The sequence below is a fragment of the Marinobacter sp. NFXS9 genome (assembly GCF_040148665.1).
Taxonomy (GTDB): domain Bacteria; phylum Pseudomonadota; class Gammaproteobacteria; order Pseudomonadales; family Oleiphilaceae; genus Marinobacter_A; species Marinobacter_A mangrovi.
In genome coordinates this window covers 145,146-160,089 of sequence record NZ_JAGDDW010000006.1, presented here as the reverse complement: position 1 = coordinate 160,089, position 14,944 = coordinate 145,146, and the positions used below count along the sequence as shown (strand labels likewise).

General features: G+C 61.9%; 14 protein-coding genes, 1 pseudogene and 1 riboswitch. Of the genes and pseudogenes, 6 read left to right on the top strand and 9 right to left on the bottom strand.

The features are described from left to right. Positions 1 to 39 precede the first annotated feature (39 nt). The 3 genes from J3364_RS11450 to J3364_RS11440 all read right to left on the bottom strand — a co-directional run bounded on the left by J3364_RS11450 (position 40) and on the right by J3364_RS11440 (position 3,068). The gene (locus tag J3364_RS11450) at positions 40 to 669 is read right to left on the bottom strand and encodes a TetR/AcrR family transcriptional regulator (RefSeq protein ID WP_349558478.1); all 630 of its coding nucleotides are present in this window, start codon (positions 667 to 669) and stop codon (positions 40 to 42) included. An 86-nt stretch (positions 670 to 755) separates the two neighbouring features. Continuing rightward, positions 756 to 2,432, bottom strand: a complete 1,677-nt coding sequence (gene ilvD, locus J3364_RS11445) for a dihydroxy-acid dehydratase (protein ID WP_349558477.1) — start codon at positions 2,430 to 2,432, stop codon at positions 756 to 758. 42 nt (positions 2,433 to 2,474) lie between these two features. After that, entirely contained in the window at positions 2,475 to 3,068 is a 594-nt protein-coding gene (locus J3364_RS11440; RefSeq protein WP_349558476.1) for a DUF938 domain-containing protein, read from the bottom strand. Between the two features lie 263 nt (positions 3,069 to 3,331). On the opposite strand from J3364_RS11440, the gene J3364_RS11435 reads away from it, so the two are divergent. Then, positions 3,332 to 5,923, top strand: coding sequence for an EAL domain-containing protein (locus J3364_RS11435; protein WP_349558475.1), 2,592 nt, complete (start codon positions 3,332 to 3,334; stop codon positions 5,921 to 5,923). Here J3364_RS11435 and J3364_RS11430 read toward each other — a convergent pair. Further along, complete coding sequence (locus tag J3364_RS11430) at positions 5,892 to 6,734, bottom strand: SDR family NAD(P)-dependent oxidoreductase (RefSeq protein WP_349558474.1); 843 nt, start codon at positions 6,732 to 6,734, stop codon at positions 5,892 to 5,894. The genes J3364_RS11435 and J3364_RS11430 overlap by 32 nt on opposite strands. Before the next feature lie 96 nt (positions 6,735 to 6,830). Between J3364_RS11430 and J3364_RS11425 the strand changes: the two are divergent. Continuing rightward, a pseudogene (locus J3364_RS11425) lies at positions 6,831 to 7,007 on the top strand (TetR/AcrR family transcriptional regulator); the annotation flags it as partial. Between the two features lie 480 nt (positions 7,008 to 7,487). Here J3364_RS11425 and J3364_RS11420 read toward each other — a convergent pair. Further along, complete coding sequence (locus J3364_RS11420) at positions 7,488 to 8,096, bottom strand: Yip1 family protein (protein ID WP_349558473.1); 609 nt, start codon at positions 8,094 to 8,096, stop codon at positions 7,488 to 7,490. A 206-nt stretch (positions 8,097 to 8,302) separates the two neighbouring features. Between J3364_RS11420 and J3364_RS11415 the strand changes: the two genes are divergently transcribed. Beyond that, positions 8,303 to 9,028, top strand: coding sequence for a dienelactone hydrolase family protein (locus tag J3364_RS11415; protein WP_349558472.1), 726 nt, complete (start codon positions 8,303 to 8,305; stop codon positions 9,026 to 9,028). 44 nt (positions 9,029 to 9,072) lie between these two features. On the opposite strand, the gene J3364_RS11410 is transcribed toward J3364_RS11415, so the two are convergent. Further along, positions 9,073 to 9,642 carry a glutathione S-transferase family protein gene (locus tag J3364_RS11410; protein WP_349558471.1) on the bottom strand — a complete coding sequence of 190 codons (570 nt, stop codon included), beginning with the start codon at positions 9,640 to 9,642 and terminating at the stop codon, positions 9,073 to 9,075. 48 nt (positions 9,643 to 9,690) lie between these two features. Further along, the gene (locus J3364_RS11405) at positions 9,691 to 10,422 is read right to left on the bottom strand and encodes a lysophospholipid acyltransferase family protein (RefSeq protein WP_349558470.1); all 732 of its coding nucleotides are present in this window, start codon (positions 10,420 to 10,422) and stop codon (positions 9,691 to 9,693) included. Positions 10,423 to 10,548: 126 nt separating this feature from the next. Here J3364_RS11405 and J3364_RS11400 point away from each other — a divergent pair, with 126 nt between their 5' ends. Next, complete coding sequence (locus J3364_RS11400; protein ID WP_349558469.1) at positions 10,549 to 11,844, top strand: glycerophosphodiester phosphodiesterase family protein; 1,296 nt, start codon at positions 10,549 to 10,551, stop codon at positions 11,842 to 11,844. 19 nt (positions 11,845 to 11,863) lie between these two features. On the opposite strand, the gene J3364_RS11395 is transcribed toward J3364_RS11400, so the two are convergent. Then, the gene (locus J3364_RS11395) at positions 11,864 to 13,135 is read right to left on the bottom strand and encodes a D-amino acid dehydrogenase (protein WP_349558468.1); all 1,272 of its coding nucleotides are present in this window, start codon (positions 13,133 to 13,135) and stop codon (positions 11,864 to 11,866) included. Positions 13,136 to 13,328: 193 nt separating this feature from the next. Next, positions 13,329 to 13,535 (bottom strand): cold-shock protein, encoded by a 207-nt coding sequence (locus tag J3364_RS11390; protein WP_123634704.1) that lies wholly within the window; start codon positions 13,533 to 13,535, stop codon positions 13,329 to 13,331. A gap of 336 nt (positions 13,536 to 13,871) precedes the next feature. Beyond that, positions 13,872 to 13,991: riboswitch (Fluoride riboswitch) on the top strand. 192 nt (positions 13,992 to 14,183) lie between these two features. Here J3364_RS11390 and crcB point away from each other — a divergent pair. Further along, positions 14,184 to 14,576: a fluoride efflux transporter CrcB gene (crcB, locus tag J3364_RS11385; RefSeq protein WP_349558467.1), complete on the top strand. Its 393-nt coding sequence runs from the start codon at positions 14,184 to 14,186 to the stop codon at positions 14,574 to 14,576. A 5-nt stretch (positions 14,577 to 14,581) separates the two neighbouring features. Continuing rightward, complete coding sequence (locus J3364_RS11380) at positions 14,582 to 14,896, top strand: DUF190 domain-containing protein (protein WP_349558466.1); 315 nt, start codon at positions 14,582 to 14,584, stop codon at positions 14,894 to 14,896. The last annotated feature ends 48 nt before the right edge of the window (positions 14,897 to 14,944 follow it).

The window sequence follows — 14,944 nt, the reverse complement described above, 5'->3', positions numbered from 1 at the left end:
CTCTCCACTTCGAATCAATCATTTGCGAGCTTGGCGCCCTCAAGCACCAGGCACCGGCACGCCGAGCACGGTCTCGAAAAACATCGCCGCAAAGCGCTCCATCGGAACCACGGACTTGGCCACCTTGGCCCTCAATGTCGCTCCCTGCCAGCCCATTTGCAGCAGTTGTGCGAGGGCATCGGGATCCATCTCGCTCTGTATATCACCGCGCTCGCGGGCCTCATCCAGGCAGCCGGCAAACCGTTTCTGCCAGGCACCGAAAATCCCGTCCAGACGCGCCCGGAAAGCTTCGTTCTGACCGGCCAGCTCCTGCCCCAGATTGCCGATCAGGCACCCGCGACAGAAATCACAGGCCGCCATATCGGCGATGGAAGTGTCCAGGTAACGGCGTATCCGCACCAGCGGCGGCTGGGTGTGATCGCCCAACGTATTGTCGAGTCGGGCGTCGGACGCGGCGGCAAAATCATCGATCACCGCCAGCCCGAAATCCTCCTTGCTACCGAAATAATAGTAGAAGGAGCCCTTGGGCACTCCCGCCTCCTTCAACACCACGTTGATACCGGTGTTGTTGAATCCGCGGCGGGCAATAATATCGCTGCCGACACGAATCAGCTCGGTCCGGGTTTCGTTGCCGGGTCTGGCTTGGGATTTGGAAAGCGTTGTCATCATTAATTTATATTAGACCAGTCGTCTAGTTAGCGTCAAATGGCTCATGGGGCCAGAGGATCGAGCGCCTCCCTTGGCCCCTCACGCCTTCAGGAGGCGTCCGTCACAGCGCCCTTGGAGGCCGAGTTGACCGTCCGTGCGTACTTGGCCAGCACCCCTCTCGGGTAGCGCAGCGCCGGCGCCTGCCAGCGGGCCCGGCGGGCTTCCATTTCATCGTCGAAAATAGCCAGCTCGATGGTGTTGGCCTCGGCATCAATGGTAATGGTATCGCCATCCTCCACCAGGGCAATCGGGCCGCCGTCCTGCGCCTCCGGGGTAATGTGGCCCACCACGAAACCGTGACTTCCACCGGAGAAACGACCGTCGGTAATCAGCGCGACATCGCTCCCCAGGCCCTTGCCCATGATGGCCGAGGTTGGCGTCAGCATTTCACGCATGCCGGGCCCGCCCTTGGGGCCTTCGTAACGGATAACCAGCACGTCGCCGGCCACCACGGTGCCATCCATGATCCGGGCCTGGGCCTCTTCCTCGGAATGGAATACCCGGGCCCGACCGGAAAAGTGGGTGCCTTCCTTGCCGGTGATCTTTGCCACGGCGCCGGTGGGCGCGAGATTTCCCCGCAGGATCCGCAGGTGACTGTCTTTCTTGATGGGGTTGTCCAGGGCATGCACGATCGTCTGGCTGTCCGGATAGGGCGCCACGTCCGCCAGGTTTTCCGCCAGCGACTTGCCGGTGACGGTCAGACAGTCGCCGTGCAGCATGCCCGCCTCCAGCAGCATTTTCATCAGCGGCTGGATGCCGCCGATGGCCACCAGTTCCGACATCATGTAGTGGCCGCTGGGTCGCAGGTCCGCCAGCACGGGCACCCGTTTGCCAATGCGGACGAAGTCATCGATCTCCAGGTCCACTTCGGCGGTACTGGCCATGGCCAGCAGGTGCAGCACGGCGTTAGTGGAGCCGCCCAGGGCAATAACGACGGTGATGGCATTCTCGAACGCCTCGCGGGTCATGATGTCGCGGGGCTTGATGTCCTTGTCCAGCAGGTTGAGCACCGCCGCACCGGCGGCCCGGCAATCCGCTTCCTTGGTCTCGGAGACCGCATTCTGCGCCGAGCTGCCCGGCAGGCTCATACCCATCGCCTCAATGGCCGAGGCCATGGTGTTGGCGGTATACATGCCGCCGCAGGAGCCCGGTCCGGGAATTGCCGTCTCCTCGATCTGTTTCACCTCGATCAGGTCCATGTCGCCCTTGGCGTGGGCACCGACGGCCTCGAACACCGAGATGATATCGGTGTGATTGTCACCGGGCTGGATGGTACCGCCGTAGACGAAAACGGACGGCCGATTGAGTCGGGCCAGCCCCATCATGCAACCGGGCATGTTCTTGTCACACCCGCCGATGGCAACCAGCCCGTCAAAGCCTTCGCAGCCCGCCACGGTTTCGATGGAGTCAGCGATCACTTCCCGCGACACCAGCGAATACTTCATGCCTTCGGTGCCGTTGGCGATCCCGTCGGACACGGTAATGGTGTTGAAGATCAGGCTCTTGCCACCGGCCTCGTCGGCACCGCTGGCCGCTTCCCGGGCCAGCCCGTCGATGTGCATATTGCAGGGCGTCAGGTTGCTCCAGGTGGACGCAATGCCCACCTGGGGGCGCTTGAAGTCCTCATCGGTAAAGCCGACCGCGCGCAGCATGGCGCGGCTGGCGGATTTCCCGAGGCCGTCGACCACGGGGCTCGAATAGCGGCGTCGCTTGTCTTCGCTCATAGTCTCTCCCGTTGCACCGCACCCGCTCGATCCGGGCGGCGCTTATCCGTTCTTCTTGAACATCAGCAGACGATTGTTCGCCGGCATAGCCTGTGCCGTGACGAACGCCAGGTGATAGAGGGCGGCCTGCTCGATCACATCCGCCTCGTCCTTGATACCGCTGTCGCGATCACGCTCCCGCAACCAGGCATCCAGCGCGGCGTTGCCCGCGCTGGTGTATTGTCCCTCCCGATTGAAGGGCCCGTAAATCGCCAACCAGCCGTCAGCGGCCAGCGCTTCCGATGCACAGCGTAACAGCGCGTCCACGACGGTCCAGCCGACAAAGTGCACCGTGTTGGCGGTAAAGACGCCGGCATAATCATGCGCCGGCGGTCCGGTCCGGGTCACGTCCAGCAACACCGGCGGCGGCAGGTTGGTCAGTCCGGCTTCCGATTGCCAGGCCCGCAAACCGGGCAGGGATTCGGCCAGGTCGGTCAACTGCCAGGTCACCTGAGGCTCCCGCCCGGCGATGAACACGCCGTGCTGTCCCGTCCCGCTGCCCAGTTCAAGCCAACGGCCGCCCGCGTCCAGATAAGGCCGCAGGGCCTCTGCAATGGGCGCCTGATTTCGCAGGCAATGTTCGGCAACAGGCTTCATCCGGAGTCGCTCCACAGGGACATCGCTTCAGGGTAACACCCCGTTAAATAAGGCGCTGCCCTCTGATCTGTGGCGCCGACCTCAAATCACCAAAAGATGAAATGCAAAAAATCTTCAAATGGAGTAAAATGTGCGCAAATTCAGCATGTTACATAACTTTACCGTGTGTAAGTGAAATGTAACCGGTGACGATAGGTTGGACAGCCTTGTCCAGGAAGGGCCCATGCCGGAACGGAAGCACCCCAACATCATGCGAGGCCGCCATGGCTGATCCGCACGCGCCTCGTGGCCGATACTGGATGTGGTTTCCGCTGGCGCTGTTTCTGGCCCTCGGCATTTATGGTTATCTTCTCAACCTGACGCCGGCCTTCGACCCGGGTGCGGACAGCCGCCTGCTCCCCCCGCTGCTGCCTACCGCCGCCCTTGAGCCGGGCCAGTCACACGTGAGCTACCGACTGACCAGCCTGGATCGAATCCTGTCCGAGCAATCCTGGAAAAACGAGGCCGGCTGGCAAACGCTCGCACCAAACGACAACGGCCTGGGCTATCTGTCCGGGCCCGCCACCTTCCGAGTGACACTCGACAATCCCACCGCCGATACGATGCCCCTGCTCCTGGATCTGCAGGCGCCGTCCCTGGATCAGGTACGGGCCGTTCGTATCGTCGGTCACGAACCGCCGCATACCCTGCCGACACTGGGCGACAGTTTCCCCTTCGGCGAGCGCCTGGTGGAGCTGCCATCGCTGATCTGGCCCCTACGCCTGGCCCCGCACAGCCAGAACACGCTCCTTTTTGAAGTCATCAACGCCGGCCCCACCCTGTTCCCCCTGCACTTGTCCCATCCCGAACATCTATTGAGCCAGGCCGGCAACGTGATCGCCTGGAAAGCCGTCCTCTATGGCGTCCTGCTCTTTGCCCTGGTGTTCGATCTGGCCCTGTTGCTCACGCTGCGCAGCATGGCCGCCGCCTGGCTCACCTGCCTGTTGGCCAGCATTCTCTACAGCCAATTGTGTGTGGATGGATTCGGTCTCTGGCTGGTCTGGCCCGAGTGGCCGGCCCTGAACAACCTGCTCACGCCCATGCTGGCCCTCAGCGCCGCCGCCTTGCTGGGCTTTACCCGACATTTCCTGCACCTGACCGGTCGCCCGGCACGGCTCTGCCAGGCCGGCAACGGTGTCATGCTGATGCTCGCCCTACTGGCTCCGCTGCATCTGCCGCTGCTGGGCCAGGGAACCGTATTGATCGCCGGCAGCGCCACCCTGGTATTGGTCCTGGGACTGTCGCTGCTGCGCTGGCCCAGCAGCGTATCGGCGCGTCACCTCGCGATCGCCCTGCTCCTGCTGTTGGCCGGCGCCGCGACGGCCATGGCACGGACAGTGGGCTGGATGCCGGTCAATGCGTTGACCAGCTCCGGTTTCTACCTGGGGACCGGTGCCGCGTCGGTATTCCTCACGCTGGTCGTCGGGTACCGCCTGGTGGAAGAACGACGCCGGCGTTTCGATGCGACTCTCAAGGTGGTCGAAGAACGGCGCCTGCGCGCCCGACTGGAGCAGGACTACGACCAGCTGATGGCCTCTCACCGGGTCACCGGTCGCCCGGACCGGCCGGTCGTGGAGCAGACCCTGGACCAGCTCGCCGCGTCACACGCACCTTTTGTGGTCGGCCTGCTGCGTCTGGAACGCTACGGTGAAATCGAACGGGCGCTAGGCTATCAGGAAGCCGAGAACCTGCTGCGCAAATACCTGACCCGGCTCTGCCGGTTCCTGGAGACCGCTTTCCCCCGCCAGCTGGTGCTGTTCCGCGGCCACCCGCTGGGCACCGTGGACACCTTCAATCACGTCATCGCCCTGCGTACCGACGTGGACAGCATCCCCTGGAACGAGATTCGCACTTGGCTGGAAAAGGCCTTCAGCGAAGATCACTACGCCTTCAGCTGGATGGCGCGACTGGGCCTGGCCTACGCCCCGGAACACGGCGGCAGCGGCAGTGAACTGATCTCCCGGGCCGGCTTTGCCGCCCTGTCCACCGACGTGACCATCAACGTCTACGACCCCTACACCGAGCGCAAGCAGAACCTGCAGCACTTCCTGATCCTCGACCTGGACCGCGCCCTGCGCACGGGTGGCATCCAGCTGCACTACCAGCCCAAGGTCAGCCTCATCGATGAGCGGGTGCTCGCCTACGAAGCGCTGATTCGCTGGCAGCATCCGGAGTACGGCGCCATCAGCCCCGGCCAGTGGATCCCCTTTGCCGAGCAGGTGGGCGCCATTCACGGTGTGACGCTCTGGACCATCGAGCGCGCGGCACAGGACCTGGCCGCCCTGGAACAGCAAAGCGGGGCGCCGGTCACCGTGTCGGTCAATATTTCCGCCCGGGATCTCGCCCGAACCGACTTCCACAGCGAGGCCCTGGCGATCCTGGCCCGCCATCGCGTGTCGCCCCAGCGATTGATGCTGGAAATTACTGAAACCGCCGTCATGCGGGATGTGGACCAGGCCCGGCAGATGCTGGAGAAACTGAGTCACGCCGGCTTCCGCATCGCCCTGGACGACTTCGGCACCGGCTATTCTTCACTGAGCGCCCTGGCCACCTTCAGCCTGGACGAGCTCAAGATCGACCGCAGCTTCCTCACTGACATACCGACGGATTCCGTACGTCAGCGGATTTTCCACGCCGCGGTGGAACTGGGCGAAGCCCTGGGATTACGGATTGTGGTGGAAGGGGTCGAATCCGAGGCGGTGGCCCAATGGCTCAAGCGCTACCCCGGACTCTGTGGGCAGGGTTATTTCTGGGGGCGCCCGGCCCCGCTTGCCGCGACCTCGGTCAGTGGATACGACTCAGTCCAAAGCGATTGACCAGCCCCACACCCATCGCGTAACTGCGCGGCACAAATCGCTTGGTCCGCCAGATCAGGCGGGCATCAAACTGAGGCATGACGTAGAGATCACCGCGCTGGTGGGCATCCAGCGTCATCCGCACCACCTTGTCCGGGGACACGCCGAAACGGTCCATCAGCCGGTGGAACAGCCTGGAGGTGTCGCCGATGATGCGCCCATTGTCACCGATGTTGGTCTTGACCAGTGTCGGGCACAACGCCGTCACCTTGACGCCGGTACCGGCCAGCTCGGCCGACAGCGTCTCGCTCAGCGCCAGCGCGCCCGCCTTGGACACGTTATAGGGCCCCATCAGCGGCGCCGCCGAATAGCTGGCTGTAGAGGCGACGTTGATGATGCCACCATAGCCCTGCTCCCGAAGCTTCGGTGCAAACACGTGGCAGCCGTGGATAACACCCCACAGATTGATCCCCAGCGTCCACTTCCAGTCCGCCATGGTGGTTTCCCCTACCGGCGTCCCGCCGACGCCGACCCCGGCGTTGTTGATCACCAGGCTGACGGGCTCGGACAGCAGCGCTTCGGCGTCCTTCGCCAATTTCTGTACGGCGCTGAGCTTGCTGACATCGCAGACCACCGCGTGAGCCTCGCCCCCGAGAGCGCGAATCTCCTCAGCGGTCGCCTGGGCGCTGGCTTCGTTGATGTCCGAACACAGGACGGCTCCGCCACGACGGGCAATTTCCAGGGCAAAGGACCGACCGATTCCGCTACCGGCACCGGTTACGACTGCAGAAACCGGGCGGTCCGGTTTCTGGGGCAAACGACTTCCGAACATGGGCCACCTAAACTGGTTGAGTGTGAGGGCCATCGATCGGCCCAGCCTGACGAGAAATTAAAGCGAAGACTTGTTCGGATTCAATTCGGAAAAAATATGGCGAGAAAACCGCAACAGGAACGTTCCAGGGCGACCGTCAACGCCATCGTCGAGGCCGGCTTCATCGCCATGGCCCAAAGTGGCCCGGCGGCCACCACGACGCGACAGATCGCTGATATTGCCGGGGTTGGCGTCGGTTCGCTGTACGAATACTTCGACAACAAGGAAGCGATTTTCAGCGAGATGTCCCAGCGTTTCGTGGCCGACACGGTCGCGATGATCCAGCCCCAGGTGCCCCGACTTGTTCGGATGCCGATAGACGAGGCGGTCAAAGCCCTGCTGCAGGCCTTCCGCGAGTTCCTGCAGCACAACGACGGGCGCTATCTCAACTGTGTGCAGCACGCCATGACGCTGGACTTCGAGATGTATCTGGAGCCGTTGCAGAAAGCGCTGTCGGACCTGGTCACCCAGTACCTGATGCATCACCCCGAGACCCTGCAGATCCGAAACATCCCGACCATGAGCTACATCATGATCCACGGCGGCATCTTCGCGGTGGTCCGCCACCTGACCGATCCCAACCCGACGATCAGCTTCGACGAACTGGCCGACGGGCTGGCCCGGATGGTCGGCCACTACACCGAACAGGAAATCCGCATCGCCAGGGCCACCCGGGAACGGCTGGCTCAGACCGGTCAGGGTAGCGAGGTTGGATCAACCGATGAACTGGGGCGCGAAGCCGTAGTTCCAGATCAGGACCGAACCGATGCGGGTGGTAACCAGGATCACGAGGGCAACCGTCAGCACCGCGCCGGCGTAGACGATGGCCCGCTCCTTGGGGATACCCATCACGATCGGTAACCCGTCGAATAACAGGTAACCGGAATAGGCCGCCGCGGCCAGGAACACCAGGGCGTTGAACCAGGGCACCGGGTAGAGCAGCGCAAATCCGGCCAGGAACATCGGTGTCGCCGCGTAAGCCGCCAGCGCCATGCCATTGGACTTGTCGTTCTCACTCTTGGCGCCGTAGGTGGTGGCCATCCAGTCAATCATCCAGCCCAGCGCAAACACCCCCACCAACATCGCGACATAGGTCAGTACGCTGAGTTGTACGGCACTGATATTGGAGAGCTTGATCAGGCGTTCATTGCCCACGGTCCAGCCAAACATGGCCGTGGAGATGTAAGCACAGATCGGCCCGATCGCGGCCAGGACCAGCACGTAAGCCCAGAGCACATGCCAGGGTGTTTCGTGTTCCCGGCGGATTTCAGCCCATTCGCTGTCGGGATGGGTGAACAGACCGAAAGCATGTTTGAGAAGCATAGCCCTCTCCTCGTTTCTTGTTCGACGGCAGCCGGAACGGCCTTCAGCGTCCCTCATCACAGCATAGATCAAACCCGGAAAACCGGTTAATGATTATACAATCGGGCCTTCGGGCTGACCTTCCTCATCCCGGCCTTTGACGCCGATAGACGACCGGTCTAGTGTCCGTGGACGGACATTCATCGCCACGCGACCAAGGAGTTCCTATGAAAAGCGAAGCACTGGAGTACACGATCGACGGCCAGCGCTACATCGGCCACATCGCTTATGACGAGAGTCAGAGCAGCCCGCGCCCCGGCATCCTCCTGGTTCATGAATGGTGGGGACTGAACGACTTTGTCCGCGAACAGGCAGAAAAACTCGCGCAGGAAGGCTATACCGCTTTCGCCGTTGATATGTATGGAGAAGCCCGGCAGGCTGAAACGCCGGACGAGGCAAAGAGCATGATGCTGGCGGTCAAGGACACCCCGGGCGAACTCGAGAAACGTTACCGGGCCGCCCTGGAGGTGCTGAAGGCCCACGACAGTGTGGATCCGGAGCGGATCGCCTCCCAGGGCTACTGCTTCGGCGGTGCGGTATCGCTGAACATGGCCCGCCTGGGACTGGACCTGAAAGGCGTGGTCAGTTTCCACGGCAACCTGGGCACCGAAATCGCCATCAAGCCGGGCGACATCAAGGGCCATCTGCAGGTCTATACCGGCGGCGCCGATGCCATGATTCCACCGTCCCAGGTGGCGGCGTTCGTCGAGGAAATGCAGGAAGCGGGCGTGCGCTTCGACCTGATCAATTACCCAGGCGCCCAACACGGCTTCACCAATCCGGGGGCCACCGCCAAGGGGCAGAAATTCGGCTTCCCGGTGGGCTACGACGCCGATGCGGCGCAGGATGCCTGGGAAGGCTCCCTTGCCTTCTACCGCCGACTGTTCGGTTAAACGGCCAAACGGCGCGGGCTCCGGCTAACCGGAGCCCGATGCTATCAGCTTCGGGGATCGGTATCCGCCACCATGGGCCGCTCCCGGTTGCGGTCACGGAACGACAGCAGACTCTCCACCCCGGTGAAATCCACCACATCCCGAAACTCCAGCCAGTCCACCAGGCTGTACAGACACATGGCCGGATATTGCCAGGCTTCGAACTCGCCGGCGTCAATCATGGCCGCCAGGGTCCGCATGGACATCATGATGCGCTCGCGCTGCAGGTTGTAGAACATCAGATCCTGTTCCACATCGATGCCGGACTTCATGGACAGCACCAATGTGACCGCCGAATCGTTGATCGCGTCGATCAGGGTCAGCTGGTTTTCCTGCTCCCAACTCAGCGGCGTATCCCCCCGTTTTCCGGCGATGTAGCGGGAAATCACGCGGGAGTCGAACACTTCCTGATCACCGTCGATCAGCACGGGAATTTTCAGCGCCGGGTTGTTGCGTCGCAGTTCGTCCCGACCTTCGCCATAGATGTCCAGGTTGACGAATTCGTAGTCGGTGTCACCGAGCAACAGGCGCGTGCGGCGTACGTAGGGCGAGGTGGTCGAACCGATCAATTTCATGACGTTGTTCCATATGATGGCCAGTGAATGTTTGCAGGGCGCCAGGGTTCAAGTGTAACGCACCTGCTCGGCTTTCTTCTCAGGCAGCGGCAGACGGCTTTCAATCCGGTCCCGGGTCTCTTCCATCAGCTCTTCCAGAGAAAGATCTTCGGTGGGAATGGGCGGATGAATCACCACTTCGATCTCGCCCGGCGTGAACGCCCCGGTGCCTTTGGGCAACCGGTCGTGACTGCCGCGGATGGTGATCGGAAGGATCGGCAGCTGGCCGTCCTTGGCAATCACAAAACCGCCCTTCTTGAATGGCAGCAGCTCGCCGTCCCAGCTGCGAGTGCCTTCCGGGAACAGCAGCACGCCGGTACCGTCTGGCAGCTGCGCCACCGCCTCGCGAATGCTTTGCATGGCATCGCTACCTTTGGCCCGGTCGATAAACAGGTTGCGGGAAGCTTCCAGCGCCAGACCGAACAGCGGCACCTTGCGCAGCTCCTTCTTGATGACCCAGCGATACTGGATGCCCAGGGCCAGCACCAGCGCCGGCGGGTCCAGGTAGGACGCGTGATTGCTGAGAATCACGTAGCGCCGGCCCGCTTCGATATGCTCGCGACCGGTCACCTTCAGACGCATGCCCGTCATCCTGAGCAGGATCCATGCGTAGACCTGGGTGCCGTGGAAGGCCATATCGCCACGCCGTCCCAACAACGCCGCAACGACGATGGGCAGGAACAGGAGCAGCGTCAGGGCAATACCCCAGAATATGATCCAGACTGATTTCAGGGCTTTCATGGAATCGACTACGGTCCTTGGTCTGCTGAAACGGTGCCATGCTTCATCCTACCTTCACGGCCCTGTCACGGATCACAGGCAGCCTGAAGCAGCAACCCACCCTTCTGATGGTAAAAGGATCTTACTATGAAACCAGTACGACATTGGCCGTGGCTGCTGTCATTGGCCATTCTCTTCAACGTCCTGGGCAGTGCCGACCTGCAGGCGGGCAACTGGCGGGATCATGATCACGACGACCGTTCCGGCCGGGGCCACCCCGGACACCATCCACACCACGGCAACGACAACATCCAGTTGGGACCTCGCCCCTATTTCCTGGTCAACCACATGGACAACGGGCCTCTCAAACGTCGGCTTCAGGCCTGCTCAAAGAAGCCGGTGAAGCGGACGGCGTTTTCCATCGGCCACCGCGGCGCCCCGCTGCAGTTTCCCGAGCATACTCGCGAATCCTACATCGCCGCGGCCCGCATGGGTGCCGGCATTGTTGAGTGCGATGTGGCCTTCACCAAGGATCGCCAACTGGTGTGCCGCCACGCCCAGAACGATCTGGCGACCACCACCAACATCGTCACCCTTCCCGAACTGAATGCGAAATGCACCCAGCCGTTTGTGCCGGCCGATCCCGCCAGCGGTACCCCGGCCTCGGCCGAATGCCGCACCAGCGATATTACGCTCGCCGAGTTCAAACAGCTCAAGGGCAAGATGGACGGTTACAACCCGCAAGCCACCACCCCCGAAGCATTCGTCGAGGGAACGCCGGGCTGGCGCACCGATCTCTATGCCACGGAAGGCACGCTGATGACCCATCGCGAGAGTATCGCGCTGTTCAAATCACTGGGGGTCAAGTTTACTCCGGAGCTCAAGGCCCCGGTGGAGGACATGCCGTTCGAGGGCGACTACACCCAGGAGGATTACGCCCGGCAGATGATTCAGGATTACCGCGATGCCGGCGTCGATCCACGCGATGTCTGGCCGCAATCGTTCCAGCTCGAGGACATCCTGTTCTGGATTCAGGAAGCGCCGGCGTTCGGCCAACAGGCCGTCTTCCTCGACCAGCGTCCCAACGAGCCGGACGTCACGTCCCTCGCCTACTTGCAGTCTCTGAAAAGTCAGGGGGTTAACATTGTGGCGCCGCCGATCTGGAAGCTGATCGATCTGGACCCGTATGGTGAGATTGTGCCCTCCGACTACGCCCGACACGCGAAAGCCGCCGGTCTGGACATGATCGCATGGAGCATGGAGCGAAGCGGTCCGCTGGCCGAGGGCGGCGGCTGGTATTACCAGTCCGTGAATGACGCCATCAATAACGATGGTGATATGTACACCGTGCTGGACGTGCTGGCGCGGGATGTCGGCGTCATGGCTATCTTTTCGGACTGGCCCGCCACCGTCACTTACTACGCTAACTGCATGAAACTCTGAGGCCCCACCTGGCCGCTCGCTATTCGGCGAAGCGGCCAGGCCGGAAAGCATCCAGATCCAGCGACGGCGTCTCCCCGTCAATCACCTGCGCGATCAGATCGGCGCTGCCGGCGGACAGGGTCCAGCCGAAGGTGCCGTGACCGGTGTTGAGGTAGAGGTTATCGCGGGTGCCGCGGCCGATGGCCGGCGGGCCATCTGGTGTCATGGGCCGGAAACCGGTCCAGGTGCTGGCCCGGTCCATATCGGCCGCCCCCGGAAAACGGGACGCCACCGACGCCTTGATGGTATCGAGCCGCGATTCGTGAATCCGCCGGTCGAAATCCGCCAGTTCGACAAAGCCGGTCGCGCGAAGCCGGTCTCCCAGGCGCGTAGACACCACCTTGTAGTTGTCGTCATGAACCGTGGAACGCGGCGCCCGCTCGCGGTCGATCAGTGGCGCTGTCAACGAGTAGCCTTTCACCGGGTAGACCGGCAGGCGCAGTCCCAGCGGCCGCAGCAGTTCCGGCGAGGCACAACCCGCCGACATGACCACCGCGTCCGTTTCGATACGCTCCACAGCGCCGCCGGCATCCGCCACTTCCACCGCATGGACGTGCCGGTCGTCGGCCACCAGGCGCCGCACCGACGTGTTGAACCGGAAAGTCACACCGCGCTTCTCACAGGCCTCGGCCAGTGCCCGTGAAAACAGGTGGCAGTCGCCGGTGCCGTCGGTGGTGTATTGCAGCGCGCCGAAGAGGGGACCGGGACCGCGCATGCCGGGCTCGACGTCACGGACCTGATCGGGGGTCAGTAGAGCGTGCTCAATGCCCAGTTCAGCCAGCAGGGCGGCGGTATCCGCGTAGTCGGTCATGGCCGATGGTGAGCTGGCCAGGTGCAACAGGCCGGCATGATCCCCATCGAACGACAGCTCCACCGCCTCTTCCAGCGCCTGGAAGCAGGTTCGGCTGTGAATACCCAGGCGCAGCATGGCCCGCTTGTTCAGGCCGAAAACGCCCGGCGCATAGGCAAATCGCAGGGTGTCCAGCAGGAAGCGGAGGGTCTTCAGGGAAGGCGGCATGCTCATTTTCAGCGGGCCCTGGCGGTCCAGCAACCAAGGCAGCGCCTTGCGCACCATCGCCGCCGACGCCCAGGGATACACCACGCCATAGGAGCGCTGGCCGGCATTGCCTTTACTGGTTTCCTGGCCGACCCCTTCAAGACGCTCGATCACCGTAACCTCATGTCCCCGCTGCTGCAGGGCCCAGGCCGTCGTGACTCCAACAACCCCGGCCCCGATAACCACAATGTGCATAACTGCCTCCTTGACGTCCTGTCCTATCACAGTGATTGGAGCGGCATCCGTCAACCTGAACGGGATGGGTATTTTCCGAAGACAAGCTGCTGGAAGCGAAAACTCGGGCACAAAAAAAGGCAGCCCGGAGGCTGCCCTTTCTCGATTGTCCGGCGCGTCTGGTGACCCGCCGTAACGCTCGTACTAATACGGCTTAGAGCGGAGTAACGTTCTCAGCCTGCGGACCTTTCTGGCCCTGAGTTACAGTGAACTCGACCTGCTGGCCTTCAGCCAGGGTCTTGAAGCCTGAACCCTGGATGGCGCTGTAGTGAACGAAAACGTCCGGGCCGCTTTCACGAGTGATGAAGCCGAAGCCCTTGGTTTCATTGAAGAACTTAACGGTACCGGTCTCTGTAGACATAACTCTGTTCCTGTCTGTATTCAATATTCAATAAGTGCCTGGAAAACGGGTGTCTATACACTCACTCTCCAAGGCGGTATTCGGAAACGCAATTCGCATAATCAAAAACAGGACGATGCACTACTTAACTACAGAGGGATACGTCTTATTTATGAAACGCTTTGCTATAACTTTCCTACCGGGTCACTGTACCGCTGATCCTGAAGTTTGCCAACAGATATTTACGTTGTAGGTATAACTACGTTAGTCGCATGCCTGCGCGGTCGCGCCAACGCCGCTGCAGCAGGGGCTTCACGCGGGGTCACCGTTGCACGAACGGCGCTTTTTCATTAACTTAAGGTCACAGGAGATGGCATTCCTCCATCGGTCGGCGTGGGATACGCTCTCGTCGCCGCCCAAAACCGCTGCATTCGCCCCCTTTCAATTTGCGATGTCGCTGATGATGCCTGTAAACCGCTGTCCGCTTTAGGAGCCTGTGATCCACTCCTGGGGTACGGTTCGATACAGGTATGTCTATTCATCACGTCCCGTTTACTGTGGGCGCCCCGCCGGTCGGGCGTGTTCCCACGACATACCTCGCGCACCACCTCGCCTGCTCCCTTGCGCCAGCAATCCCGGTATAACGCAACCAAAGTGAGGCCTGTCTTCATGTGGATGTCGGTCATTGCCATCAGCGCGGGGGCTGCCTGCGGCGCACTCCTGCGATGGTTTCTCGGTTTACAGCTCAACGCCCTGTTCCCAACGGTGCCGCTGGGCACCCTGGTCGCCAACCTGCTGGGCGGCTACCTGATCGGCCTGTCGATCATGATCTTCTCGCAAGCCGTGAACCTGTCTCCGGAGTGGCGCCTGTTCGTCATCACCGGCTTTATGGGCGCGCTCACAACCTTCTCCACATTTTCCGCGGAAATGGTGACACTGTTACAGGGCGGACGTTTCATGTGGGCGCTGGGCGGCATTGCCATGCACGTGGGCGGCTCGCTGCTGATGACGCTGGCCGGTATGGGCACGTTCCTCTTCATTCGCTGGATAACTGCGGGGTGAGCAACATGGAAAAAGGCTACGAAATCATCTTCATCACACCGGAGAACCGCCGCCACAACAACAAGCGGGTCTGCGAACTGATCACCGATATGGCCAAAAAACGGGGCATCTCCCGGATGACCAAACGGATCGACCGTGAAGGGCTAGGCGCCGGCGGCCATCTGCATTCGGCGCATTTCTTCGAGCTGGCCGATCAGCCGGTGGAAATCATGTTCGTGGTGGACTCCGCCACCGGCGACCAGTTGATCGAGGACGTCAAACAGGCAGGCATTCACGTTTTCTGCATTCGCAAGGAAGTGGAATACGGGGAGCTGGGCTGAGGTGTCCGGCGATTCCGTCGCCGTAACGAAAAAGCCCCGCCGGATCGG